The organism is Streptomyces sp. NPDC096012 (assembly GCF_040426375.1).
In the GTDB taxonomy this organism is placed as follows: domain Bacteria; phylum Actinomycetota; class Actinomycetes; order Streptomycetales; family Streptomycetaceae; genus Streptomyces.
Map to the genome: position 1 here is coordinate 40888 of NZ_JBEOTD010000014.1, position 22862 is coordinate 63749.

Consider the following 22862-nt stretch of genomic DNA (forward strand, 5'->3'; position numbering starts at 1 on the left):
GAGGACGGCATGAACGTACTGAAAGACAACTTCCCGACCTACTGGGAGGGTTTCCTCGGCACGGTCGAACTGACCGTCTACGCCTCGCTGCTGGCCCTGGCGCTGGGATTCCTGATGGCGTCCTTCCGGGTCGCCCCGGTCGGCTCCCTGCGGGTCTTCGGCACGGTCTGGGTCACCGTCCTGCGCAACACCCCGCTCACCCTGCTCTTCTTCGCGGTGCTGCTCGGCCTGCCCAGGTTCGGGCTCGTGCTGCCCTTCCAGCTGTTCGCGGTGCTCGCCCTCGGCTGCTACACCTCGGCGTTCATCTGCGAGGTACTGCGCTCCGGCATCAACACCGTCCCCACGGGACAGGGCGAGGCGGCCCGCAGCCTCGGCATGACCTTCACGCAGACGCTCAGCCTGGTCGTGCTGCCGCAGGCGTTCCGGTCGGTGATCCCGCCGGTCGGCTCCACGCTCATCGCGCTCGCCAAGAACTCCGCGATCGCGGGCGCCTTCAGCGTCACCGAACTGCTCGGCACCTACAAGACCATCAACGAACTGGGCTACAACATCGTCTGGACGTTCGTCTGGATCGCCGTCGGCTACCTGATCATCACGCTCGCCATCAGCGCCCTGTTCAACGTGCTGGAGCGGACCTGGGGAGTGACCCGATGACCCAGGCCACCGCCCTCTACGACGTGGCGGGCCCGCGCACCCGGCAACGGCACCGCGTCTACGGCTTCCTGAGCACCGCGGTCATCCTCGCCCTGGTCGCCTGGCTCCTGTATCTCCTGTTCAGCACCGGACAGTTCACCTACACCAAGTGGATGCCGTTCGAGTACAAGGGCATCCAGGAACTGCTGCTGCGCGGTCTCGGCAACACCCTGAAGGCGTTCGCGCTCGCGGCCGTCCTCTCCCTCGCCCTCGGCGGGCTGCTGGCCGTCGGCCGGCTGTCGGACCACCGTGCGGTGCGCGTGCCGGCCACGCTCGTCGTGGAGTTCTTCCGCGCCATGCCCGTGCTGGTGATGATCTTCTTCATCTTCGTGGCGCTCAAGGTGCAGCCGCTGCCCGCGCTGGTCGCCGGCCTCGCCCTCTACAACGGCTCGGTGCTCGCCGAGGTCTTCCGCTCCGGGGTGAACGCCGTCGAACGCGGCCAGCAGGAGGCCGCGTTCGCGCTCGGCATGCGCAAGACCCAGGTCATGGCGCACGTCCTGGGACCGCAGGCGCTGCGGGCCATGCTGCCCGCCATCATCAGCCAGTTGGTGGTCGCCCTGAAGGACACCTCCCTCGGCTTTCTCATCACCTACGAGGAGTTCCTGCACGCGGGGAAGCTCATCGCCTCGAACCTCGACTACGATTTGCCGTTCATCCCCGTGGTGATGGTGATCTCGCCGATCTACATCGGGATGTGCATGCTGCTCTCGTGGTTCGCCGGCTGGGTGTCCCGCCGTGAGCAGCGCAGTCCCAAGACCGAGGCCGTGGCGGTCGCCGCGGCCGGTCCTGGGGCGCTGCTGCCGGGTGGGGAGCCCCCCACGGCCCCGCGACCGTAGGGGGGTGGCAGTTCACACGGGCCAGGCTCGTCCGGCGGCAGCCGGAGATCACTGCTCGCGCAAGGGGACCGACAGGTACGACGGGTCACCCGAGGGCGAGGAGAAGGTCAGCTGCGCGCCGGACGGGTTGTGCTCCGTGTACAGGGGGTCGACCGTGTCGACCACCACGGCGAGCCGGTGCCCGGCGGGGACGTCGTAGGCCGTGGAGAACAGGTCCAGGTCGACGCCGAACGGCTCGCCGGGCGTCTTCCCGTGCCAGGTGAGGGGCGCGTGCGTGACCAGCCTGCCGAAGCCGAGCGGGCCCACGTCGTAGAGGTAGGCGATGAGGGTGCCGCTCTCCTTGTCCGGGGTGAGCGTGGTGTGCAGTGCCGCGGTGCCGCGCACCCGCTGGGCCGTGGCGTACCGCTCCGACTGCCACACGGCCGCCCAGCGGCGCGGCAGCAGCGGTATCGAGGCGACCGGCGGCAGCTGGGCCACCTGGTCGAGGATGCTGGAGAGGAAGACGATCCCGCCGTCCGCCCCGGAGTCGATGTTCGCGTGGATGGTGGTGGAGCCCGCGAGCGCGATCTTCCGCCGGGTGGCGCCGACCGACTTCCAGTCCGGGTAGCCCTCGTACCCCTCCGCGTTACGGGACTTCAGCTGGATCGGCTGCTCCTGGTCGATGCCGTTGGCGGCGCCCCTGAGATAGTGGTCGAACCACCGCCGGGTGTCCGTCCACACGTCGTTGGGCAGCCCGAACAGGCCGGGCAGCTCGGCGGTCGCGTGGTCGCCGGAGCGCAGTTCCAGCCGCTTGGGGCCGGTCAGCTTCTCGTAGAAGTCGGTGGCCTGGTTCGCCGGGAAGACCGTGTCGCCCCAGGCGTTGGCGAGCATGACGGCGGCACCGTTGTCGTTCAGCCGGTCGACATAGGTCATGGCCGAGCGTTTGCGACCCCAGTCGATCATCTCCTGCTCCTTCGACAGGTTCGAGGAGTACAGGTTGTTGAAGATCTGCCGAAGTTCCGGGCTCTCGCGGCCGGTGAGGGTGGCCGCGCCGTCCAGGACGCCGAGGGCCTGGACGTGCTGGGTGCGGCCCGAGTAGATCGAGGCCACCAGGTCCGCCCAGCCGCTGAGCGCGGCCACGGCCTTGACGCGCTTGTCGTGGGCGGCGGTCAGCAGGCTGATCCCGGCGCCGTACGACACCCCGGCCATCCCGATCCTCCCCGGGTCGGCCGGGGTGTGCGCGAGGGCCCAGTCGATGACCTTGGAGGCGTCCGCTATGTCCGGCGGACCGGCCACTTCTATCTGGCCGCCGGACTGCCAGAAGCCGCGCACGTTGTAGCTGAGCACCACATAGCCGGAGTCGGCGAGCTGCTGTGCCTGGGCGAGGTACTCGACCTGGGGCAGTCCCCAGCTCGTGGGCAGCACGATCAGCGGGTACGCCCGCGAGCCGTCGGCGCCCGCGGGCGTCAGGACGTTCGCCTTCAGCACCGTGCCGCCGTCGCCCGCGATGTCGACGAAGCGGACGGACGGCTCGGCCTGCGCGGCCGGTGCCAGGCCGACGACGGTGCCGGCGATCAGCGCCGCGGAGACGGCTCCCGCGGCCGAGGCGCGCAGAGCGGTGCGACCTTGTCCCATGGGTCACTCCTTCACTTGGTCCAGTGCAAAGTGACCCGACGGTAACCGGCCTGCCTTACCGCAAGTAACCCGTCGGTAAGTTACGTACGGGTAAAGGTTGTTGGACTTTCACTCGGTTCCCGTGGCGGCCGGTTCGGGCGGGGGAGTCCGAGCCGCCCGCGTCACGTCGGCCACCAGCTCCACCACATCGGGGCCGTACGCCTGCGAGTTGACCACCTTCAGCAGCAGCACGAAGGAGCCGGTCCCGTACTTGCGGGCCAGCCGTTCGTGATGCCGGGCGAGATGGCGGGCGGCGGCCTGGTTGCTGACGGCCGTCTGGCCGCAGAAGAGGAAGACCGGGCGGGCCTCGCGCCGCTCGCCCGCGGTGAGCCGGGCCAGCAGCGCGTACTCGCTCCGGCCGCCCTCCAGGGGGTAGTCGCTGCCGTCGACCCGGAAGGCCCACCGCTCGGGTACGGCCTCGGCCTCCACGTTGACGTGCACTCCCGGCAGCAGGGAGGAGAGATGGGCGGCCATCCGGCGGTTCGAGGCGGGCCCCCCGAGGCAGAACTCCGTGCGCTCGCCGAAGCCCTGCCGGGTGGCGTCGTGCGCCACGACCTGCGCGTGCGCGTGGCAGTCCTTGATGAGCGCGGACAGTTCGAGCAGGGCGAACACGTCGTGCCGCATCACCGACAGCTCCGGCCCGCCCGCGTTGCGGTTGACGACCAGCAGCGCCTCGGAATGGTCGGGCAGCCCGAAGAACGCCTGCTTGCGCCGGAGTCTGCGTCGCCACAGGTAAGTGCGGGCGAGCCAGCCCAGCGAGGCGGAGACGCCCGCCGCTATGACCCCCAGCACGATGTTGCGCACGTCGTCGTTCATGGCCGCGCATGCTAGCGGGCCCGGGGCGGCGGCTACGTACCCGTGTTCGACCTGTGACGGTCGTGTGGCGGGGAGCCGAGGCGTACTGTCGGTAGGGCGCCGATCTGGTTACGCTGCGCGGACTGTCCCGACGGGAGGTACGCATGGGTCGCCCAGGTACGCGGAAACTGGCGGTTCTGGCGGTCTCGGCCGCCGTGGTGTCGGTGGGGGCCGCGGCGCCGCCCGCCGCGACGACGAGCCGGACGGCCGGCAAGGCTCCGGTGGCCGTCGGCTACGGCGGTGCCGTCGCCAGCGTCGACGCGGACGCCTCCGCGGCCGGCATCGAGGTGCTCCGGCACGGCGGCAACGCCGTCGACGCGGCCGTCGCCACCGCCGCCGCGCTCGGCGTCACCGAGCCCTACTCCGCGGGTGTCGGCGGAGGCGGCTACTTCGTCTACTACGACGCCAGGACCCGTACGGTGCACACCATCGACGGCCGCGAGACCGCACCGCTGTCCGCCGGCTCCGACCTGTTCACGGAGCACGGCAAGCCGCTCGCGTTCGCCGACGCCGTCAGCAGCGGTCTGAGCGTCGGCACCCCGGGCACGCCGGCCACCTGGCAGAAGGCGCTGGACGAGTGGGGCAGCAAGCGGCTCGGCACCGTCCTGCGGCCGGCCGAGCGGATCGCCCGCGAGGGGTTCACGGTGGACGACACCTTCCGCTCGCAGACCGCCTCCAACGAGACCCGGTTCCGCTACTTCCCCGACACCGCGAAGCTGTTCCTGCCGGACGGCAGGCTCCCCGTGGTCGGCACCACCCTGAAGAACCCCGAACTCGCCCGCACCTACGAGGAGCTGGGCCGCAAGGGCACGGACGCGATCTACCGCGGAGACATCGGCGACGACATCGTCAAGACGGTCGAGCACCCGCCCGTGGACCCCGCCTCCGGCTGGAACGCCCGCCCGGGCAAGCTCGCCGAGAAGGACCTCGCCGTCTACCGCGCCAAACTCCAGGCGCCCACCAGGACGTCGTACCGCGGCCTGGGCGTGTACTCCATCGCGCCCTCCTCCTCCGGTGGCACGACGGTCGGTGAGGCCCTCAACATCCTGGAGCGGACGAACCTCTCGAAGGCGAGCGAGGTGCAGTACCTGCACCACTTCATCGAGGCGAGCCGGATCGGCTTCGCCGACCGCGGGCGCTGGGTCGGCGACCCCGCCTTCGAGGACGTGCCGACGCGGCAGTTGCTGTCCCAGCGGTTCGCCGACTCGCGGGCCTGCCTGATCAAGGACGACGCGGTGCTCGGCAGCCCGCTCGCGCCGGGGGACCCGCGGCACCCCGCGGCCTGCGGCAAGGGCGGCACGGCGGCTCCGACGACCTACGAGGGCGAGAACACCACCCATCTGACGACGGCCGACAAGTGGGGCAACGTCGTCTCCTACACGCTCACCATCGAGCAGACCGGCGGCAGCGGCATCACCGTGCCGGGCCGCGGCTTCCTGCTCAACAACGAGCTGACCGACTTCTCCTTCGCCCCGGCCAACCCCGCCGTGCACGACCCGAACCTGCCCGGCCCGGGCAAGCGGCCGCGCTCGTCGATCTCCCCGACGATCGTCCTGGACCGCCACGGCAAGCCCGTGGTGGCGCTCGGTTCGCCCGGCGGCGCGACCATCATCACCACCGTGCTGCAGACCCTGACCGGGTTCCTCGACCGGCACCTGCCGCTGGTCGACGCCATCGCCGCACCCCGCGCCAGTCAGCGCAACGCGGCGAAGACGGAACTCGAACCGGCCCTCTTCGACAGCGACCTGCGGACGAAGCTGGAGAGGATCGGCCACTCCTTCTCGCTCAATCCCGAGATCGGCGCGGCGACCGGCGTGCAACGGCTGCCGAACGGGAAGTGGCTGGCCGCCGCCGAGAGGACACGGCGCGGCGGCGGTTCGGCGATGGTGGTGGACTCGGCGCCCTAGACGTGGGCACGGTGCCTAGACGTCGGCACGGCGCCCTAGACGCCGGCACGGTGCAGTGGGCGTCGGCACGGCGCGGTGGACTTGAGAACGGCGCTTGGGTGCCAACGGTGCCCGGGTGCCAGGGCGGTGCCTTGGGCGGGTCAGGGCGGTGCCTTGAGCGTCAGGGCGGTGCCTTGGGCGACAGGGCGGTGCCTTGGGCGACAGGGTGCCCCCGGCGTCAGGACGCGCCTGGGTGACAGGACGGCGCCCTCGCGTCAGGACCGGGTGCAAGGGTGGCGTCGTGACGGGGTGCGGTGCGGCGCTGGCGTCATGACGGGTGCGGTGTCGCTCGCGATGGCGGCGCCCGGCGCACCGGGCCCCGCCGCACGGTCACGGTGCCGGTGGCCGGTCTTGCCCAGTGCCTTCGCCCGGGCTTTCTCCGGCGCGTTCGCCTGTGTCGCCCGCCGTGCGTTCGCCGGTGTCGCCCGCCGTGGGTGGGCCGGTGTCGCCGGCCGTGTGTTCGCCGGTGTCGCCCGCCGTCCGTTCGCCGGTGCCGCCGGTGGTGCGTTCGGCCGTGCTGCCGGTGGTGTGTCGGCCCGGGCCGTCCTCAGCGCGTTCGGCCGTGCCGCTGTCGGTGCCGTCGGTGCGGAACTCCAGTCGTCCGTCCCGTACGTCCACCGTGACCCGGCTGCCCTCGGAGATCGTCCCGTTCAGCAGCATCCGGGACAGCTGGTTGTCCACCTCCCGCTGGATGGTGCGGCGCAGCGGCCGGGCACCGTACTCCGGCTGGTAGCCGCGCTTGGCGAGCCAGTCGACGGCCGCGTCCGTGAACTCGACGTGGACGCCCTGCCCGTCCAGCAGCCGGCGGGTGCTCTCCAGCAACAGGTTGGTGATCTGCCGCAGTTGCTCGCTGGTCAGCTGCCGGAAGACCACGATCTCGTCGATGCGGTTGAGGAACTCCGGCCGGAAGTGCTCGCGCAGCGGCCGCAGGATCTGCTCGCGCCGCGCCTCCTCGTCGGCCTCGGCGCCGCCCGGCCCGAAGCCGATCCCGGCACCGCGCCGGGTGATCGCCTCGGAACCGAGATTGCTGGTCATCACGATGACCGTGTTGGTGAAGTCCACGGTCCGGCCCTGGGAGTCGGTCAGCCGGCCGTCGTCCAGCACCTGGAGCAGGATGTTGAAGACATCGGGGTGCGCCTTCTCCACCTCGTCGAGCAGGAGCAGCGAGTACGGGTGCCTGCGCACCACCTCGGTGAGCTGCCCGGCCTCCTCGTGGCCGACATAGCCGGGCGGGGCGCCAACCAGCCGGGAGACCGTGTGCCGCTCCTGGTACTCGCTCATGTCCAGGCGGACCATGCGGTTCTCGCTGCCGAACAGGGACTCGGCGAGTGCCCGGGCCAGCTCGGTCTTGCCCACACCGGTCGGACCGAGGAACAGGAAGCTGCCGATCGGCCGGTTCGGGCTCGCGAGCCCGGCGCGGGAGCGCAGCACCGCCTCGGTGACCACGGCGACCGCCTCCTCCTGACCGACCACCCGCTGGTGCAGGTGCTCCTCCAGGCTCAGCAGGCGTTGCTTCTCCTCCTCGGTCAGCCGGCTGACCGGGATGCCGGTCTGCCGGGACACGACCTCGGCGATGGCCTCCGCGGTCACCTCCAGCTGCCCCTCGTCGGCCTTGTCCTCGTCGCCCGCCTCCACGATCTGCCGCTTCAGCTCGGCGATCCGGTCGCGCAGCTGCTTGGCCTGTTCGTAGTCCTCGCCCGCGACCGCCTGGTCCTTGTCCCGGACCAGCTGCTCGACCGAACGCTCCAGCGCGCGGACGTCCGTGCCCTTCGTCCCGGCGCCGAGCCGGACCCGGGCACCCGCCTGGTCGATCAGGTCGATAGCCTTGTCCGGCAGCCGCCGGTCGGTGAGGTACCGGTCGGACAGCTCCACGGCCGCGACCAGCGCCTCGTCGGTGTACCGGACCTGGTGGTGCGCCTCGTACCGGTCGCGCAGCCCGCGCAGGATCTCGATGGTGTCCGGTACGGTCGGCTCGGACACCAGAACCGGCTGGAACCTGCGGGCCAGCGCCGCGTCCTTCTCGATCCGGCGGAACTCCTCCAGCGTGGTCGCGCCCACGATGTGCAGCTCGCCGCGGGCGAGCGCCGGCTTGAGGATGTTGCCCGCGTCCATCGCGCCGCCCTCGCCGCCGGTGCCGGCACCCACGACCGTGTGCACTTCGTCGATGAACACGATCAGCCGGTCGGAGTGGGCGCGGATCTCCTCCACGATGTTGTTCAGGCGCTCCTCGAAGTCGCCCCGGTACCGGGTGCCGGCCACGACCCCGGTCAGGTCCAGCGCGACCACCCGCCGTCCGGCCAGCACGTCCGGCACGTCCCCGTCGGCGATCCGCTGGGCGAGGCCCTCCACGACGGCCGTCTTGCCGACGCCCGCCTCACCGATGAGCACCGGGTTGTTCTTGCCGCGCCGCGACAGCACCTCGATGGTCTGCTCGATCTCCGACTCCCGGCCGATGACCGGGTCGACCTGACCCTGCCGGGCCAGCTCGGTCAGGTCGCGGCCGTACTTGTCCAGGGTGGGCGTGGCGGTCGGCCGCGGCCGCTCGGGGCGGGCCTGCGTGGTCTCCGGCGCCTCGGACGGCCCGGCGCCCCCGGAGAAACGGGCCGCGTGGAGGATGTGCCCCGCCGCCGAGTCCGGGTTCGAGGCCAGCGCGCTGAGCACGTGCTCCGGTCCGATGTACCCGGCGCCGCTCGCCCGTGCCATGTCGTGGGCGTCCAGCAGGGCCCGCTTGACGGCCGGCGTGAGCGACAGCGAGGTCGGCGGCGGCACCTCGCCGGGCGGGTGCTGGACGGGGCCGGCCCGGCTGTCGATCTCCGTCGCGAGCCAGTCGGGGTCCGCGCCCGCCCGGCTCAGCAGGGTGCGGGTGGGCTCGGTGGACAGCGCCGCGCGCAGCAGGTGCTGGGTGTCCAGGTCCCGGCTGCCGTGTTCCGCGGCGTACTGGGCGGCCCCTCTGACCAGCTCCCGGGCCGGCTGGCTGAGCAGGCGGCCCATGTCGACGTGGCGGGGCCCCTGCGCCCCGTCCGGGAGCCCGCCGAAGAAGCGGGACATGAATTCACCGAAGGGGTCAGGAGGGTAGCCGTTGCTCATGGCGTCGAGTTCCTTCGCTGACGACTGGCTTCGCCGGGTATCCGATCGGAGCCCACGCATGCCACTCCGATCGGAGCCCGCTCCTGCCACGATGACACGATCCAGGGAGGCGGGCATGTCGCCTGCCGTCGAGCCCGTGGGCGGCCCTCCTCAGACCGGGGCGCGTGCCGTCAGGATCCGGGGGCCCCGCTCCGTGATCGCCACCGTGTGCTCGACGTGGGCCGCGCGGGAGCCGTCGATCGTGCGGAGGGTCCAGCCGTCGCCCGCGGTGCGGTACGCGTCGCTGCCGCTCGCGATCAGCATGGGCTCGATGGCGATGACCATGCCCGGACGGAGCGGGATGCCGCGCCCGGGACGCCCTTCGTTGGGCACCTCGGGCTCCTCGTGCATGCGCCGGCCCACCCCGTGGCCGCCGAAGCCTCCCATGATCCCGTAGCCGGCCGTACGGCACACGCTGCCTACGGCGTGCGCGATGTCCCCGATGCGGTTGCCGGCCACCGCCGCCTCGATGCCCGCCGCCAGCGCCCGCTCGGCGGTCTCGATCAGCCGCAGGTCCGCCGGGCGGGGGCGGCCCACGACGAAGCTGATCGCCGAGTCGCCGACCCAGCCGTCCAGTTCGGCGCCGCAGTCGATGGAGACCAGGTCGCCGTCCCGCAGCCGGTCGCTGGTCGGGATGCCGTGCACGATCGCGTCGTTGACCGAGGCGCAGATCACCGCGGGGAAGGGGACCGGGGCGAAGGAGGGGCGGTAGCCGAGGAACGGGGAGGACGCCCCGGCCTCGCGCAGTACCTCTCGTGCCACCTCGTCCAGCTCGCGCAGCCGGACGCCGACGCCCGCGGCCTCCCGTACGGCCGTCAGCGCCCGCCCGACCACCTGACCCGCCGCGTGCATCGCGTCGATCGACGCGTCCGTCTTCAGCTCCATCATGCCAATTACTATACCGTTATTTGAATGGGGTTACCGACGGTGCTCCGCGCCGACGATCGGGACGCGGCCGGGGTCGGCATCAGGAGTCCGGTATTAGAATGGGCGTCATGGTGCGCACCCCACTCTCCCCGGAAGAGCGCGAGCGCGGCGAGCGGCTCGGACGGCTGCTGCGTGAGGCGCGCGGCGGCCGGAGCATGGTCGAGATCGCCGCCGAGGCCGGCGTCTCGCCCGAGACGCTGCGCAAGATCGAGACGGGGCGGGCGCCGACTCCGGCCTTCTTCACGGTCGCCGCGCTGGCCCGTGTGCTCGGCCTGTCCATGGACGAACTCGTCACCCGTTGCGCGCTGGTGCCCGTCTGAGGCACCGTGCCGGTCGTCGAGTTCCGCTGCTGCCCTGGGGATCCCGGTCGCCGAGTTCCGCTGCTGCCCCGGGGGTCCCGGTCGCCCAGTTCCGTTGCAGCTCCGGGGGGCCCTGATCGCCGAGGTCCGTTACCGCCTTGGGGGTCCCGAGCGCCGGGATCCGTGACCTCCGGTGCGACCCGGTCGCCGAGGTCGGTGACCGTCCGGGGTTCGCGACCGGTCGTCCGCGCGCTGTCGGAAAACTCTGCGTAGCAGCCCCGTAACACAAGTGGTGTTGCCTACCGACCGGAGTGCTGGCGGTCGGGCGGGAGCTGGGCGATGGCTGTGGATCGACTCCCCGGCGGAGTGCGGGAGTTCGCGAGCTACCTGGACGGCCTCCTGGCGCGCCTCGATCAGGACGGAGGCTGGTGCGGTGTCTTCTGGCGGCGAGACCCCGAGGGCATGCGGGCCTGCCTGGACGGGCGCGAACTGCCGCCCTGGGACGTCGTCGAGGCGCTGCTGCAGGACCTCGGTGCGAGTTACGGCCCCGCGGCCGAGGCGGCCGAGCGGCAGCGGGCCCGCGCGCTGCGCGCCGCCGCGCTCACGGCCCACGACGCCAGACCGGGCGCCCGAAACGACCTGATCGACCGTCTCGACGTCATGCTCCGCGAGCAGCGGTACGCCGCCGAGCGCCAGGCCGGACTGCGCCGCCTGCTGTCGGCGCCGGCCTCCCCCGAAGACGCCGAGTCCCTCCGTCTCGACCTCGCCTGGGCCGAGGACGACCATGAGCGAGCGACCGCACGCTGCGCCGAACTCCGTGGCAGACTGGAGCAGTTGGAGTCCCAGGCAATGGCGTACGGCGCCGGGGCCACGCCACCCGTCGGTCCGGCCGCGGGCCACCCGGGCGCGTACGCGCCCCCCGATCCGGCTCACCCCACCGCGTACACGCCTGCCGATCCGGCTCACCCCGCCCCGTACACGCCTCCCGATCCGGCCCACCCCACCGCGTACACGCCTCCCGGTCCGGCCCACCCCGGCCCGCACCCGCCCCCCGATCCGGCTCACTCCGCCCCGCAGCCGCCTCCCGCCCCGGCCGGACCCCGCAAGCGCCGTCGCGGCAGTGCCCGGTTCGCCGGGCTGGCCGAGGACGAGCCCGCCGTGGCCGTGCCGCCGGCGGCGGTGGACGTGCCGGCCGACGACCAGGGCGGCCTTCGCACGCCGCGCGGGGCCCGGTTCGCCGGCGCCGCGACGCCGGACCGCCCGGTACCGGCCCCCGTCGCGTCGCCGGACGCCGGGGCGGCCGAGGCGGTCGGCACACTGGTGGAGCGGCTGGCCCGGCTGCGGGCCGAGGGACGCAGCGGGGAGGCGCACGTGCTGCTGGTGGAGGCCACCGGCTGGCCCGCGTCCCGTTTCCCGCTGCTCGCCGAGGCCCTGCACCGGGCGGGGCTGGGCGCCGACTGGGCCACGCTGCTCTGGGAGGCCGTCGCGCTGCCCGCCGACCGGCTGGTGACCGCCGCCGACGCGCTGGCCGCGGCGGGGCGGGACCACGACGGACGGCAGCTGCTGCGGCAGGGCGTGGCCCGGCCCGCCGAGCAGATCGGTGCGGCCGTACTGCGGCTGGACGACGAGGCCCGCGGGCGCGAGGCGCGGGCGCTGCTGGACGCCTACGTGCGCGTCCGCACCCCGGAAGAGGCGGCCCTGAGCGCCGCCACCGCCCCGGACCGCCTCGTCCCCCTGCTGCTGGAGGCGGCGCACGCGGTCTCCGACGAACGGCACTGGGACCTCGTACACGCCCTGCGGGTCGCGGGACACACCTGGTGACCGCCGGCGAAGGCCGGGGACGCCCCCGTGGTTCGCCGGCAGGAGCACACCCGGTGACCGCCCGCCCAGAGAGCTCGGAACGCACCCGTGGCGCGGTCGCGGAACGCACCCGGTGGCCGCCCGCCGAGAGAGCTCAGAACGCACGCGTGGCGCGGTCGCGGGACGCACCCGGTGGCCGCCCGCCCAGAGAGCTTGGAACGCACCCGTGGCGCGGTCGCGGAACGCACCCGGTGGCCGCCCGCCGCGAGGGCCCCGAACGCACCCGTGGCGCGGTCGTGCACCGGCTCGTGGGCCCGCAGCGGGTCCGTGCGGCCCGGGGGAGGCCGCGGGTGTGCCCGTCCCACGTGTGCCCCGATCCGCCCGCGACCGGGGCCCGGCACTCACCCACAGGAGTGCGAAACGTGATCGACTCCGCGGGTTGACGACGATGGTCTTGGCAAGGGCCGCGCGGAGGCTTACTTTCGTCCCTCTACGACCTGTTCTACGGGCGTAGAGGCTCTGAGGCCGCGTCGAGGGAGCAGCTCATGGCCAACGTCGTCCGCGCCGCTCTGGTCCAGGCCACCTGGACCGGCGACACCGAGTCCATGGTGGCGAAACACGAGGAGCACGCCCGCGAGGCGGCCCGCCGGGGTGCGAAGATCATCGGCTTCCAGGAAGTCTTCAACGCCCCCTACTTCTGCCAGGTGCAGGATCCGGAGCACTACCGCTGGGCCGAGCCGGTACCCGACGGCCCGACCGTCCGCCGGATGCGGGAGCTCGCCCGCGAGACCGGCATGGTGGTCGTCGTCCCGGTCTTCGAGATCGAGCAGTCCGGCTTCTACTACAACACCGCCGCCGTGATCGACGCCGACGGGACCTACCTCGGCAAGTACCGCAAGCACCACATCCCGCAGGTCAAGGGCTTCTGGGAGAAGTTCTACTTCAAGCCCGGCAACCTCGGCTGGCCCGTCTTCGACACCGCCGTCGGCAAGGTCGGCGTCTACATCTGCTATGACCGGCACTTCCCGGAGGGCTGGCGGCAGCTCGGGCTGAACGGCGCGCAGCTGGTCTACAACCCCTCCGCCACGCACCGCGGACTGTCCGCCCACCTCTGGCAGTTGGAGCAGCCCGCCGCCGCCGTCGCCAACGAGTACTTCGTCGCCGCCATCAACCGGGTGGGGCAGGAGGAGTACGGCGACAACGACTTCTACGGCACGAGCTACTTCGTCGACCCGCGCGGGCGCTTCGTCGGCGAGACGGCGAGCGACAAGGGCGAGGAACTCCTCGTCCGCGACCTCGACTTCGACCTGATCGAGGAAGTACGGCAGCAGTGGGCCTTCTACCGTGACCGCCGTCCCGACGCCTACGAAGGGCTGGTACAGCCGTGAACGATCTCTCCACACGTCACCGCAAGGTGCTGCCCGACTGGCTCGCCCTGTACTACGACGAGCCGCTGGAGATCACCCACGGCGAGGGACGGCACGTCTGGGACTCCGCGGGCAACCGCTACCTGGACTTCTTCGGCGGCATCCTGACCACGATGACCGCGCACGCACTGCCCGAGGTGACCAAGGCGGTCAGCGAGCAGGCCGGCCGGATCATCCACTCCTCGACCCTCTATCTCAACCGGCCGATGGTCGAACTCGCCGAGCGCATCGCCCAGGTGAGCGGAATCCCGGACGCCCGCGTCTTCTTCACCACCTCCGGCACCGAGGCCAACGACACCGCCCTGCTGCTGGCCACCGCCTACCGCCGCAGCAACACCGTGCTGGCCATGCGCAACAGCTACCACGGCCGCTCCTTCAGCACGGTCGGCGTCACCGGCAACCGCAGCTGGTCCCCGACCTCGCTGTCCCCGCTGCAGACCCTGTACGTGCACGGCGGCGTCCGCACCCGCGGGCCGTTCGCCCACCTCGACGACCGCGCGTTCGTCGACGCCTGCGTGGCCGACCTGAGGGACATCCTCGGGCACACCCGGCCGCCCGCCGCGCTGATCGCCGAACCCGTCCAGGGCGTCGGCGGGTTCACGTCCCCGCCCGACGGGCTCTACGCCGCCTTCCGCGAGGTCCTGAGGGAGCATGACGTCCTGTGGATCGCCGACGAGGTGCAGACCGGCTGGGGGCGCACCGGCGAGCACTTCTGGGGCTGGCAGGCGCACGCCCGCAGCGGTCCGCCGGACCTGGTCACCTTCGCCAAGGGCATCGGCAACGGCATGTCCGTCGGCGGGGTGATCGCCCGTGCCGAGATCATGAACTGCCTGGACGCCAACAGCATCTCGACGTTCGGCGGCACCCAGGTCACCATGGCCGCCGGCCTCGCCAACCTCACCTACCTCCTCGAACACGACCTGCAGGGCAACGCCCGCCGGGTCGGCGGACTGCTCATCGAGCGGCTGCGCGCCGTCGCCGCCCAGCTGCCCGGTGTGCGCGAGGTGCGCGGACGAGGGCTGATGATCGGCATCGAGCTCGTGAAACCCGGGACGGACGAGGCCGATCCGCGGGCGGCCGCCACCGTGCTGGAGGCGGCTCGCGAGGGCGGACTGCTCATCGGCAAGGGCGGCGGCCACGACACCAGCGCCCTGCGCGTCGCACCCCCGCTGTCGCTCACCGTCGCCGAGGCCGAGGAGGGAGCGGCCATCCTCGAACGCGCCCTGCGGAGCGTGTGACCCGCACAGCGGAGCCGGCACCACCCGAGCGAGGGACACGGCCATGACGACGATCTCCACCGACACCTGGCAGCCGCACGAGCCCGCCCTCTCCGTCCGGCAGGTGCTCACCCTGGAGCGGGTGCTCGCCGGCGAACCCGAGGTGGTCGCCGGGGCCGGGCAACTGGACCGGGCGGTGCGCTGGGTGCACGTCGCCGAGGCCGCCGACGTCGGCGTGATGCTCAGCGGCGGCGAGATGGTGCTGACCACCGGGGTGCTCCTCGCCGGAGACGAGGCCAAGCAGGCCGAGTACGTCCGCTCCCTGCACCGGGCCGAGGCGGCGGCCGTCGTCCTCGGTCTCGGGCGGGCCTTTCCCACCCCGCCCGAGGTGATGCGGCGGGCCGCCGAACGGTGCGGGCTGCCCATGGTCGTCCTGCACCGGCCCCTGCCCTTCGCCGAGCTGACCGAGGAGGTGCAGTGCCGGCTGGTCCGGCGCAGGTTCGCCGCCGTCAGCCTCTCGGAGACCGTACGCACCGCCCTCACCGGCCTCATCACGGCCGGTGCCCCGCTGCAAGGGCTGCTGGAGGAGGTCGCCCGGCACAGCGGCTGCCCGGTGGTGGTCACCAACCTCGCCCACCGCGTCCTCGCCACCGCGGGGGAGCGGTCGGCCGTGGACGACGTACTGCGCGACTGGGAGCGGATCTCCCGGCAGGCCGGTGGCAGCGCGGGCGACGGCTGGGTGCGCGCCGAGCTGGGCGGGCGAGGGGAGCGGTGGGGCCGGCTGCTGCTGTGCGGCTACCGGGGCGAGGCGGCCACCGGGCGGCTGCTCGCCGACCGGGCGGCCGAGGCGCTGGTACTGCACCGCATGCTCGGCGGCGGCTCCGCGCACACCTGGGAGGAGCAGTCCGCGCAGAGCCTGCTGACCGACCTGATCTCCGGGACCGTACCGGCCCGTCACCTGCTGCCGCGGGCGCGGGCGGCCGGACTGCCGGTCAACCGGCGGACGTTCGTCCCGCTCGTGGTGCCGGGCGGCGAGCCCGGCCCGCTCGGCCGCGTGCTGCGCATGCTGGGGCTGCCCGGGCTGGTCGCCGAGTCCGCCGGCGGGGCCGCCGCCGTCCTGCTCAGCCTCGCCCGCGACCAGCACGCCGAGGCGCTCACCGCGCACTTCGCCGCCCGGCTGCGCGCCGAGACCGGTGCTCCGGACACGGTGGTCGCCGCCGCCGATCCGCGCACCGCCTGGGACGAGGTACCCGCGGGCCTGCGCGAGGCCGGACATGTCGCCGACGCCGTGACCGGCGCCACCGCCGTCCTGGACCTGCCGGCCGTCGTCCGGCTCAGGGACGTCCATCTGCGCGGACTGATCCGGCTGCTGCGCGACGACCCGCACGTGCAGTCCTTCGCCGAGCGGGAGCTGGACGGGCTGCTGGCCGACGGCGAACCCGAGCTGCTGAACGTCCTGCGCACCTATCTCGCGACCGGCCGCAACAAGTCCCGCACCGCCCAGCTCCACCACGTCTCCCGGCCCGCCCTCTACCGCCGCCTGGAGGCCATACAGGCCCGCCTCGGCGTCGACCTGGACGACTTCGAACAGGCGGCCTCCATACACATCGCACTCCTCGCGCACGACGTGCAACAGGGGTGAAACCCGAGACGACCAGGGAAAACGGCGGTGAAACATGGGCTCGCGGACACGTGACACGGTGGCACGCCCACGGCCCGCAGACGTGACACGCTGCCACTCAAAGGGGCTCTCCGGGCTTCCTAGGCTCACAGCACACCGAGCTACCGGAGGCCCCGATGAGCCGAGTGATCCGTGCCGCCCTCTTCCAGACGGCCTGGACCGGCGACAAGGAATCCATGATCCAGGTGCACGAGCAGGCGGCCCGGGACGCCGCCGCACAGGGCGCCCAAGTCCTCTGTTTCCAGGAGCTGTTCTACGGCCCCTACTTCTGCCAGGTGCAGGACAAGGCGTTCTACGAGTACGCCGAGCGGATCCCCGACGGCCCGACCGTCCGGCGCTTCCAGAGCCTCGCCCGCGAACTGGGCATCGTCCTGGTCCTGCCCATGTACGAGGAGGAGCAGCCGGGAGTGCTGTACAACACCGCGGCGGTGATCGACGCGGACGGCTCCTACCTCGGCAAGTACCGCAAGACCCACATCCCCCAAGTGCGGGGATTCTGGGAGAAGTTCTACTTCCGGCCGGGCAACAGCGGCTGGCCCGTCTTCGACACGGCCGTCGGCAGGATCGGCGTCTACATCTGCTACGACCGGCACTTCCCCGAAGGCTGGCGGGCGCTGGGCCTGGCCGGTGCCGAGATCGTCTTCAACCCCTCGGCCACCTCGCGCGGTCTGTCCCGCTACCTGTGGCAGCTGGAGCAGCCGGCGGCGGCCGTCGCCAACGAGTACTTCGTCGGCGCGATCAACCGGGTCGGCGTGGAGGACCTGGGCGACAACGACTTCTACGGCACCACCTACTTCGTGGACCCCGAGGCCCAGTTCGTCGGCGAGGCGGCGAGCGACAAGGAGACCGAACTCGTCGTCCGGGACCTGGATCTGGCCAAGCTCCACGAGGTCCGCGACCGCTGGCAGTTCTACCGCGACCGCGCGCCCGGGACCTACGGACCGCTGACGGCGCCGTAGGAACGCCGGGTCGCACAGGCGCCCTGAAGGGGCGCGGGGCCGCCTTCGACGTGCGGCTGCCGCCGCGCGGGCGCGACCGGCCACATCCGACCCGCACCCACCCAGGAGAGGGACCATGAGCAGTCGTACCGTCATCCGCGGTGGTCTCATCATCACCGCGTCCGACGAGATCCACGCCGACGTGCTGATCGAGGACGGCCGCGTCGCCGCCCTCGCCGCCTCCGGCACCCCCGCCGCCGAGGCGTTCACCGCCGAGAGGGTCGTCGACGCCACCGGGAGGTACGTCATCCCGGGTGGCGTCGACGCCCACACCCACATGGAGCTGCCGTTCGGCGGCACCTTCGCCTCCGACACCTTCGAGACCGGCACCCGGGCCGCCGCCTGGGGCGGTACGACGACGATCGTCGACTTCGCCGTCCAGAGCGTCGGCCACACCCTGCGCGAGGGCCTGGACGCCTGGCACGGCAAGGCCGAGGGCAACTGCGCCATCGACTACGGCTTCCACATGATCGTCTCCGACGTGAACCAGGAGACGCTCAAGGAGATGGACCTGCTCGTCGAGGAGGGCGTCACCTCCTTCAAGCAGTTCATGGCCTACCCCGGCGTCTTCTACTCCGACGACGGCCAGATCCTGCGGGCCATGCAGCGCTCCGCCGAGAACGGCGGCCTGATCATGATGCACGCCGAGAACGGCATCGCGATCGACGTCCTCGTGGAACAGGCGCTGGCCCGCGGCGAGACCGACCCGCGCTACCACGGCGAGGTCCGCAAGGCCCTGCTGGAGGCGGAGGCCACACACCGCGCCATCCGGCTCGCCCAGGTCGCTGGCGCCCCCCTGTACGTCGTGCACGTCTCCGCGACGGAGGCGGTGGCCGAGCTGGTACGGGCCCGCGACGAGGGGCTGAACGTGTTCGGCGAGACCTGCCCGCAGTACCTGTTCCTGTCCACCGACAACCTCGCCGAGCCCGGTTTCGAAGGCGCCAAGTACGTGTGCAGCACGCCGCTTCGGCCCAGGGAGCACCAGGCCGCCCTCTGGCGGGGACTGCGCACCAACGACCTGCAGGTGGTCTCCACCGACCACTGCCCCTTCTGCTTCACCGGCCAGAAGGAGCTGGGCCGCGGCGACTTCTCCAAGATCCCCAACGGTCTGCCGGGCGTGGAGAACCGCATGGACCTGCTCCACCAGGCCGTCGTCGAGGGGCGCATCTCCCGCCGTCGCTGGATCGAGATCGCCTGCGCCACCCCAGCACGCATGTTCGGCCTGTACCCGAAGAAGGGCACCATCGCCCCGGGGGCCGACGCGGACATCGTCATCTACGACCCGCACGCCGAGCAGGTGATCTCCGCCCGGACCCACCACATGAACGTCGACTACTCGGCCTACGAGGGCAAGCGCGTCACCGGCCGGGTCGAGACCGTGCTCTCGCGCGGCGAGCACGTCATCGACCAGCGGGCGTACACCGGCCGCGCCGGCCACGGCGTGTACACCCCGCGCTCCACCTGCCAGTACCTCAACTAGGAGCGCCACACATGGACTTCGGACTCGTTCTGCAGACCGACCCGCCCGCCTCCCGTGTCGTCAGCCTGATGAAGCGGGCCGAACGCAACGGCTTCGGTTACGGCTGGACCTTCGACTCCTCCGTGCTGTGGCAGGAACCGTTCGTGATCTACAGCCAGATCCTCGCCAACACCACGCGGCTGAAGGTCGGCCCGATGGTCACCAACCCGAGCACCCGCACCTGGGAGGTCACCGCCTCCACCTTCGCCACCCTCAACGACATGTTCGGCAACCGGACGGTCTGCGGCATCGGCCGCGGCGACTCCGCGATGCGCGTCGCGGGCCGCACGCCCAACACCCTCGCCCGGATCAGCGAGGCCATGAAGGTCATCCGCGCCCTCGGCAGCGGCGAGGAGGCCGACCTCGGCGGCACGAAGATCCGGTTCCCCTGGATCAGGGACGGCGCCGAACTGCCGGTCTGGATGGCCGCCTACGGCCCCAAGGCGCTGAAGATGACCGGCGAGGAGGCCGACGGGTTCATCCTCCAGCTCGCCGACCCCTACCTGACGGAGTACATGGTCAAGGCCGTCAGGGACGCGGCGGTGGCCGCCGGCCGGGACCCGGCGGAGGTGACGGTCTGCGTCGCGGCGCCCGCCTACGTCACCGACGACGACTCGCCCGAGGCCCTGGCCCACGCCCGCGAACAGTGCCGCTGGTTCGGCGGCATGGTCGGCAACCACGTCGCCGACCTGGTCGCCAAGTACGGTGAGCACTCCGCCGGTATCCCCGGGGAACTCACGGACTACATCAAGGCACGGCAGGGCTACGACTACGCCCACCACGGCCGCAGCGGCAACCCGGACACCCGGTTCGTGCCCGACGAGATCGTGGACCGGTTCTGCGTCATCGGCCCCGTCGAGAAGCACATCGAGAAGCTGAAGGCGCTGCGCGCGCTGGGCGTCGACCAGTTCGCGGTGTACGACATGCACGACGCGCAGGAGGCGACCATCGACGCCTACGGCGGCCAGGTCATCCCCGCCCTCAACGCCTGACCCCGCCCCGCCGGGTCCGAGTTCCCCCCACACCCCTCTTGGTCTCCCCTCCCCGCCGTCCCGGGGAGGGGGCTGGTGCCCGCACGGCCTGTCCCCGACCCCTCTCCCCGATTGGCCAGCCCATGACCGACACCGCTCCCACGGCCATACCGCCATCCGGCCAAGTCACCCTGCCCGACGGGCGCGTGGAACTCGCCCCCGGCACCGCGCAGCCCAGTGGCCCCTACGCCAACGAGGACCTCCTGCCGGTCCCCGCGGCGGGGCGCACCTGGACGACGTACAACTTCTCCGCCCTGTGGGTCGGCATGGCCCACAACACCGCCTCCTGGACTCTGGCGTCCGGGCTGATCGCGGTGGGCATGGACTGGAAACAGGCCGTGTTCACCATCGCCCTCGCCAACCTGATCGTGCTGGTGCCGATGCTGCTGACCGGGCACGCCGGCCCCAAGTACGGCATTCCCTTCCCCGTCTTCGCCCGCGCCTCCTTCGGTGTGCGCGGCGCCAACCTGCCCGCCGTGGTACGGGCGTTGGTGGCCTGCGGCTGGTTCGGCATCCAGACCTGGATCGGAGGCGAGGCGATCTACTTCCTGGCCGGCAAACTGGTCGGCGACGGCTGGGCGAACGCCTCGCACATCGGCGGCTACGCCTGGACCATGTGGCTGTCCTTCGCGATCTTCTGGGCCGTCCAGGTCGCCATCATCCACCGGGGCATGGAGACGATCCGCCGCTTCGAGAACTGGGCGGCACCCTTCGTGATCCTGGGCGCGCTGGTCATGCTCTGGTGGATGAGCAGCAAGGCCGGCGGCGTGGGCCCGCTCTTCGGCCAGCCCTCCGCACTGGGCTGGGGCGGCGACTTCTGGAAGCTGTTCTGGCCCTCCCTGATGGGCATGATCGGCTTCTGGTCGACGCTGTCGCTGAACATCCCGGACTTCACCCGCTACGGAAAGAGCCAGAAGGCGCAGACCTGGGGCCAGGCCCTCGGCCTGCCGACCACGATGACGCTGTTCGCGTTCCTCTCCGTGCTCGTCACGTCCGGTTCCCAGGCGGTGTACGGCAAGCCCGTCTGGGACCCGGTCCAGCTCGCCGCCAGGACGGACAGCGTGGTCGGCCTGCTCTACGCCCTGGTCACCGTGCTGGTCGCGACCCTGTCCGTGAACATCGCGGCCAACCTGGTCTCCCCGGCCTTCGACTTCTCCAACGTCGCGCCCAGGAAGGTGAGTTTCCGCGGCGGGGCACTCATCACCGCCGTCCTCGCCGTGCTGATCTTCCCCTGGAAGCTGTACTCCGACCCGCAGGGCTACATCTTCACCTGGCTCGGCCTGGTCGGCGGACTGCTCGGCACGGTGGCGGGCATCCTCGTCGCCGACTACTGGCTGCTGCGCCGCACCCGCCTCGACCTCGCCGACCTGTACCGCACGGGCGGCCGCTACTGGTACACGGGCGGCTGGAACTGGCGGGCGGTGGTGGCCTTCCTGGTGGGCGGTGTCCTCGCGATCGGCGGCGCCGACCTCGCGCCGCTGATCGACGGCCGCCCCGTCCCCGCGCTGTCCGCGCTGGCCGACTACGGCTGGGCGGTGGGCCTCGGCACCTCCTCGCTGCTGTACCTGGCGCTCACCTGGCTCACCGGCGACAGGAGGACGGCGGTCTGAGTGCGGCGGTCGACACGGCGCGAGGGCCTCGGCCGGGAGGACAGAGGTTCGGGGGCCTCGGCCGAGGCCCGGGGCCCCGGCCGAATGCCTGGGGCCTGGGCGGAGTTCGGGGGCCGCCCGGGCCGAGTTCCGGGGGCGGTCAGCCCGGCTGCCCGCCCCCGAGCGCGCCGACCGCGGCCTTCGCCGCCTTGATGGCCCCCTTGTTGATCTCGTCCGTGCCCGGGGCCTTCTTCGTCTCGAAGTCACTGCCGTTGAAGGTGACGACCACCAGGGCGTTGGAGACCCGCGCCAGCACCACGCCCTCGCGGGTCTGCTGCTTGTCCTCCGTGGTGAGGTTGACGACGGAGTACGCGGCGTCCCCGAGCCCCGGAACGGCACCGCCACCGCTCTTCTCGCCGACCCGCTGCTCGTACTCCCGCTTCGCCTCCGCTGCCGAGTCGCTGATCTCGAACGACACGTCGAGCCAGCGGTAGTCGTAGCCCTGGAGCGCGTTCCACGAACAGGTGCGGCGCAGTCGGGTGTCCGTCGACGGGATCTCCTTGCCCGACGTCGCGGCCCCGGGCACCAGCGACTTGACGGTGGCCACGGGCACGCTGGAGCACGGGGCGGGCGCGGTGGCGTACGCCTTCGAGGCCGCGCCGGACGACGGGGCGGCGGAGGAGGGGCCGGCCGGCGTCTCCCGGGGCGCCGACCGGTGCGCGGCGGCGGGTGGCGCGGCCGGGCCGGACGTCAGCGCCCAGCCGGCGCAGGCGAGGACCGCGACCGGCGTCAGACGCGCGGTGAGGGCGAGCGGCAGAGGAAGAGAACGCACGGCGCACTTCTCGTGGGGGAGGGGGCGCGGAGGGGGTCCGCGGGGGTACGGGGACGACAGTGTCACACGACTGCCCGTGCGGCGGAAGGGCGAACTCGCTGCGTGCTCGGGCGATCACGACCGCGTGTTCACGAGGTACCGCTCTGCCCCTTATGCCGTCGACATCCTGCCCTGGTCGGTGGCGATGTCGTTCGACGGCTGGTACCGGGCGCGGATGCCCATGTCGCCGAGGACCCCCGGGCACCCAGTCGTCGCGACAGGCGTAGCCGTCCTGGAAGGACATGCCCTGCACCAGGGACTCGGGCACCGACAGCGAGCGGGTGATCATGTTGCCCGGCTCCACGAAGGTCGGACAGGGACGACACCACGAGCCGGCGTGCTCAGGGGCAAGGGGCCTACTCGCCCCGCGCGGTGCGAGGCGGCACCCGGCGGG

The 22862-nt window shown here is 72.1% G+C and carries 17 protein-coding genes and 1 pseudogene; 12 read left to right on the top strand and 6 right to left on the bottom strand.

Annotated elements, in window-relative coordinates; genetic code table 11:
• Positions 1 to 9 precede the first annotated feature (9 nt).
• Both ABVB68_RS16285 and ABVB68_RS16290 read left to right on the top strand, forming a co-directional pair.
• On the top strand, positions 10 to 654 hold the full coding sequence (locus ABVB68_RS16285) for an amino acid ABC transporter permease (RefSeq protein WP_353601738.1): 645 nt from the start codon (positions 10 to 12) through the stop codon (positions 652 to 654).
• On the top strand, positions 651 to 1529 hold the full coding sequence (locus ABVB68_RS16290) for an amino acid ABC transporter permease (protein ID WP_353601739.1): 879 nt from the start codon (positions 651 to 653) through the stop codon (positions 1527 to 1529). The genes ABVB68_RS16285 and ABVB68_RS16290 overlap by 4 nt, the downstream gene beginning before the upstream one ends.
• Before the next feature lie 48 nt (positions 1530 to 1577).
• On the opposite strand, the gene ABVB68_RS16295 is transcribed toward ABVB68_RS16290, so the two are convergent.
• Positions 1578 to 3143, bottom strand: coding sequence for an alpha/beta fold hydrolase (locus tag ABVB68_RS16295; RefSeq protein ID WP_353601740.1), 1566 nt, complete (start codon positions 3141 to 3143; stop codon positions 1578 to 1580).
• Positions 3144 to 3251: 108 nt separating this feature from the next.
• The gene (locus ABVB68_RS16300) at positions 3252 to 3998 is read right to left on the bottom strand and encodes a hypothetical protein (RefSeq protein ID WP_353601741.1); all 747 of its coding nucleotides are present in this window, start codon (positions 3996 to 3998) and stop codon (positions 3252 to 3254) included.
• Between the two features lie 143 nt (positions 3999 to 4141).
• Here ABVB68_RS16300 and ggt point away from each other — a divergent pair, with 143 nt between their 5' ends.
• The gene (gene ggt / locus ABVB68_RS16305) at positions 4142 to 5944 is read left to right on the top strand and encodes a gamma-glutamyltransferase (protein ID WP_353601742.1); all 1803 of its coding nucleotides are present in this window, start codon (positions 4142 to 4144) and stop codon (positions 5942 to 5944) included.
• Between the two features lie 369 nt (positions 5945 to 6313).
• On the opposite strand, the gene ABVB68_RS16310 is transcribed toward ggt, so the two are convergent.
• Positions 6314 to 9070, bottom strand: coding sequence for an AAA family ATPase (locus ABVB68_RS16310; RefSeq protein WP_353601743.1), 2757 nt, complete (start codon positions 9068 to 9070; stop codon positions 6314 to 6316).
• A gap of 150 nt (positions 9071 to 9220) precedes the next feature.
• Entirely contained in the window at positions 9221 to 9997 is a 777-nt protein-coding gene (map, locus tag ABVB68_RS16315) for a type I methionyl aminopeptidase (RefSeq protein ID WP_353601744.1), read from the bottom strand.
• Between the two features lie 107 nt (positions 9998 to 10104).
• On the opposite strand from map, the gene ABVB68_RS16320 reads away from it, so the two are divergent.
• The 9 genes from ABVB68_RS16320 (at position 10105) to ABVB68_RS16360 (ending at position 21618) form a co-directional block, all read left to right on the top strand.
• Positions 10105 to 10356: a helix-turn-helix domain-containing protein gene (locus tag ABVB68_RS16320; protein ID WP_353601745.1), complete on the top strand. Its 252-nt coding sequence runs from the start codon at positions 10105 to 10107 to the stop codon at positions 10354 to 10356.
• Between the two features lie 318 nt (positions 10357 to 10674).
• Positions 10675 to 12156, top strand: a complete 1482-nt coding sequence (locus tag ABVB68_RS16325; RefSeq protein WP_353601746.1) for a hypothetical protein — start codon at positions 10675 to 10677, stop codon at positions 12154 to 12156.
• Positions 12157 to 12680: 524 nt separating this feature from the next.
• On the top strand, positions 12681 to 13523 hold the full coding sequence (locus ABVB68_RS16330) for a nitrilase-related carbon-nitrogen hydrolase (RefSeq protein WP_353601747.1): 843 nt from the start codon (positions 12681 to 12683) through the stop codon (positions 13521 to 13523).
• On the top strand, positions 13520 to 14800 hold the full coding sequence (locus tag ABVB68_RS16335) for an aspartate aminotransferase family protein (RefSeq protein WP_353601748.1): 1281 nt from the start codon (positions 13520 to 13522) through the stop codon (positions 14798 to 14800). Before ABVB68_RS16330 ends, ABVB68_RS16335 begins: the two co-directional genes overlap by 4 nt.
• 43 nt (positions 14801 to 14843) lie before the next feature.
• Positions 14844 to 16421, top strand: coding sequence for a PucR family transcriptional regulator (locus ABVB68_RS16340; protein WP_353601749.1), 1578 nt, complete (start codon positions 14844 to 14846; stop codon positions 16419 to 16421).
• A 155-nt stretch (positions 16422 to 16576) separates the two neighbouring features.
• Entirely contained in the window at positions 16577 to 17419 is an 843-nt protein-coding gene (locus ABVB68_RS16345) for a nitrilase-related carbon-nitrogen hydrolase (protein ID WP_353601750.1), read from the top strand.
• A 115-nt stretch (positions 17420 to 17534) separates the two neighbouring features.
• Positions 17535 to 18938 carry a dihydropyrimidinase gene (gene hydA, locus ABVB68_RS16350; RefSeq protein ID WP_353601751.1) on the top strand — a complete coding sequence of 468 codons (1404 nt, stop codon included), beginning with the start codon at positions 17535 to 17537 and terminating at the stop codon, positions 18936 to 18938.
• Between the two features lie 11 nt (positions 18939 to 18949).
• Entirely contained in the window at positions 18950 to 19969 is a 1020-nt protein-coding gene (locus ABVB68_RS16355) for a TIGR03842 family LLM class F420-dependent oxidoreductase (RefSeq protein WP_353601752.1), read from the top strand.
• A gap of 122 nt (positions 19970 to 20091) precedes the next feature.
• Entirely contained in the window at positions 20092 to 21618 is a 1527-nt protein-coding gene (locus ABVB68_RS16360; protein ID WP_353601753.1) for an NCS1 family nucleobase:cation symporter-1, read from the top strand.
• 139 nt (positions 21619 to 21757) lie between these two features.
• Here the strand turns inward: ABVB68_RS16360 and ABVB68_RS16365 are convergent, their stop codons facing one another.
• Entirely contained in the window at positions 21758 to 22429 is a 672-nt protein-coding gene (locus ABVB68_RS16365) for a hypothetical protein (protein WP_353601754.1), read from the bottom strand.
• A 153-nt stretch (positions 22430 to 22582) separates the two neighbouring features.
• Positions 22583 to 22775: pseudogene (locus tag ABVB68_RS16370) on the bottom strand (lipoate--protein ligase family protein); the annotation flags it as partial.
• Positions 22776 to 22862 lie beyond the last annotated feature (87 nt).

What these genes read in the sequence shown, in the direction of transcription:
- ABVB68_RS16340 (WP_353601749.1), top strand. Translation starts at nt 14,844, where the DNA reads ATGACGACGATCTCCACCGACACCTGGCAGCCGCACGAGCCCGCCCTC.
- map (WP_353601744.1), bottom strand. Translation starts at nt 9,997, where the DNA reads ATGATGGAGCTGAAGACGGACGCGTCGATCGACGCGATGCACGCGGCG.
- ABVB68_RS16295 (WP_353601740.1), bottom strand. Translation starts at nt 3,143, where the DNA reads ATGGGACAAGGTCGCACCGCTCTGCGCGCCTCGGCCGCGGGAGCCGTC.
- ABVB68_RS16320 (WP_353601745.1), top strand. Translation starts at nt 10,105, where the DNA reads ATGGTGCGCACCCCACTCTCCCCGGAAGAGCGCGAGCGCGGCGAGCGG.
- ABVB68_RS16285 (WP_353601738.1), top strand. Translation starts at nt 10, where the DNA reads ATGAACGTACTGAAAGACAACTTCCCGACCTACTGGGAGGGTTTCCTC.
- ABVB68_RS16300 (WP_353601741.1), bottom strand. Translation starts at nt 3,998, where the DNA reads ATGAACGACGACGTGCGCAACATCGTGCTGGGGGTCATAGCGGCGGGC.
- ABVB68_RS16360 (WP_353601753.1), top strand. Translation starts at nt 20,092, where the DNA reads ATGACCGACACCGCTCCCACGGCCATACCGCCATCCGGCCAAGTCACC.
- ABVB68_RS16325 (WP_353601746.1), top strand. Translation starts at nt 10,675, where the DNA reads ATGGCTGTGGATCGACTCCCCGGCGGAGTGCGGGAGTTCGCGAGCTAC.
- ABVB68_RS16345 (WP_353601750.1), top strand. Translation starts at nt 16,577, where the DNA reads ATGAGCCGAGTGATCCGTGCCGCCCTCTTCCAGACGGCCTGGACCGGC.
- ABVB68_RS16355 (WP_353601752.1), top strand. Translation starts at nt 18,950, where the DNA reads ATGGACTTCGGACTCGTTCTGCAGACCGACCCGCCCGCCTCCCGTGTC.
- hydA (WP_353601751.1), top strand. Translation starts at nt 17,535, where the DNA reads ATGAGCAGTCGTACCGTCATCCGCGGTGGTCTCATCATCACCGCGTCC.
- ABVB68_RS16330 (WP_353601747.1), top strand. Translation starts at nt 12,681, where the DNA reads ATGGCCAACGTCGTCCGCGCCGCTCTGGTCCAGGCCACCTGGACCGGC.
- ABVB68_RS16310 (WP_353601743.1), bottom strand. Translation starts at nt 9,070, where the DNA reads ATGAGCAACGGCTACCCTCCTGACCCCTTCGGTGAATTCATGTCCCGC.
- ggt (WP_353601742.1), top strand. Translation starts at nt 4,142, where the DNA reads ATGGGTCGCCCAGGTACGCGGAAACTGGCGGTTCTGGCGGTCTCGGCC.
- ABVB68_RS16290 (WP_353601739.1), top strand. Translation starts at nt 651, where the DNA reads ATGACCCAGGCCACCGCCCTCTACGACGTGGCGGGCCCGCGCACCCGG.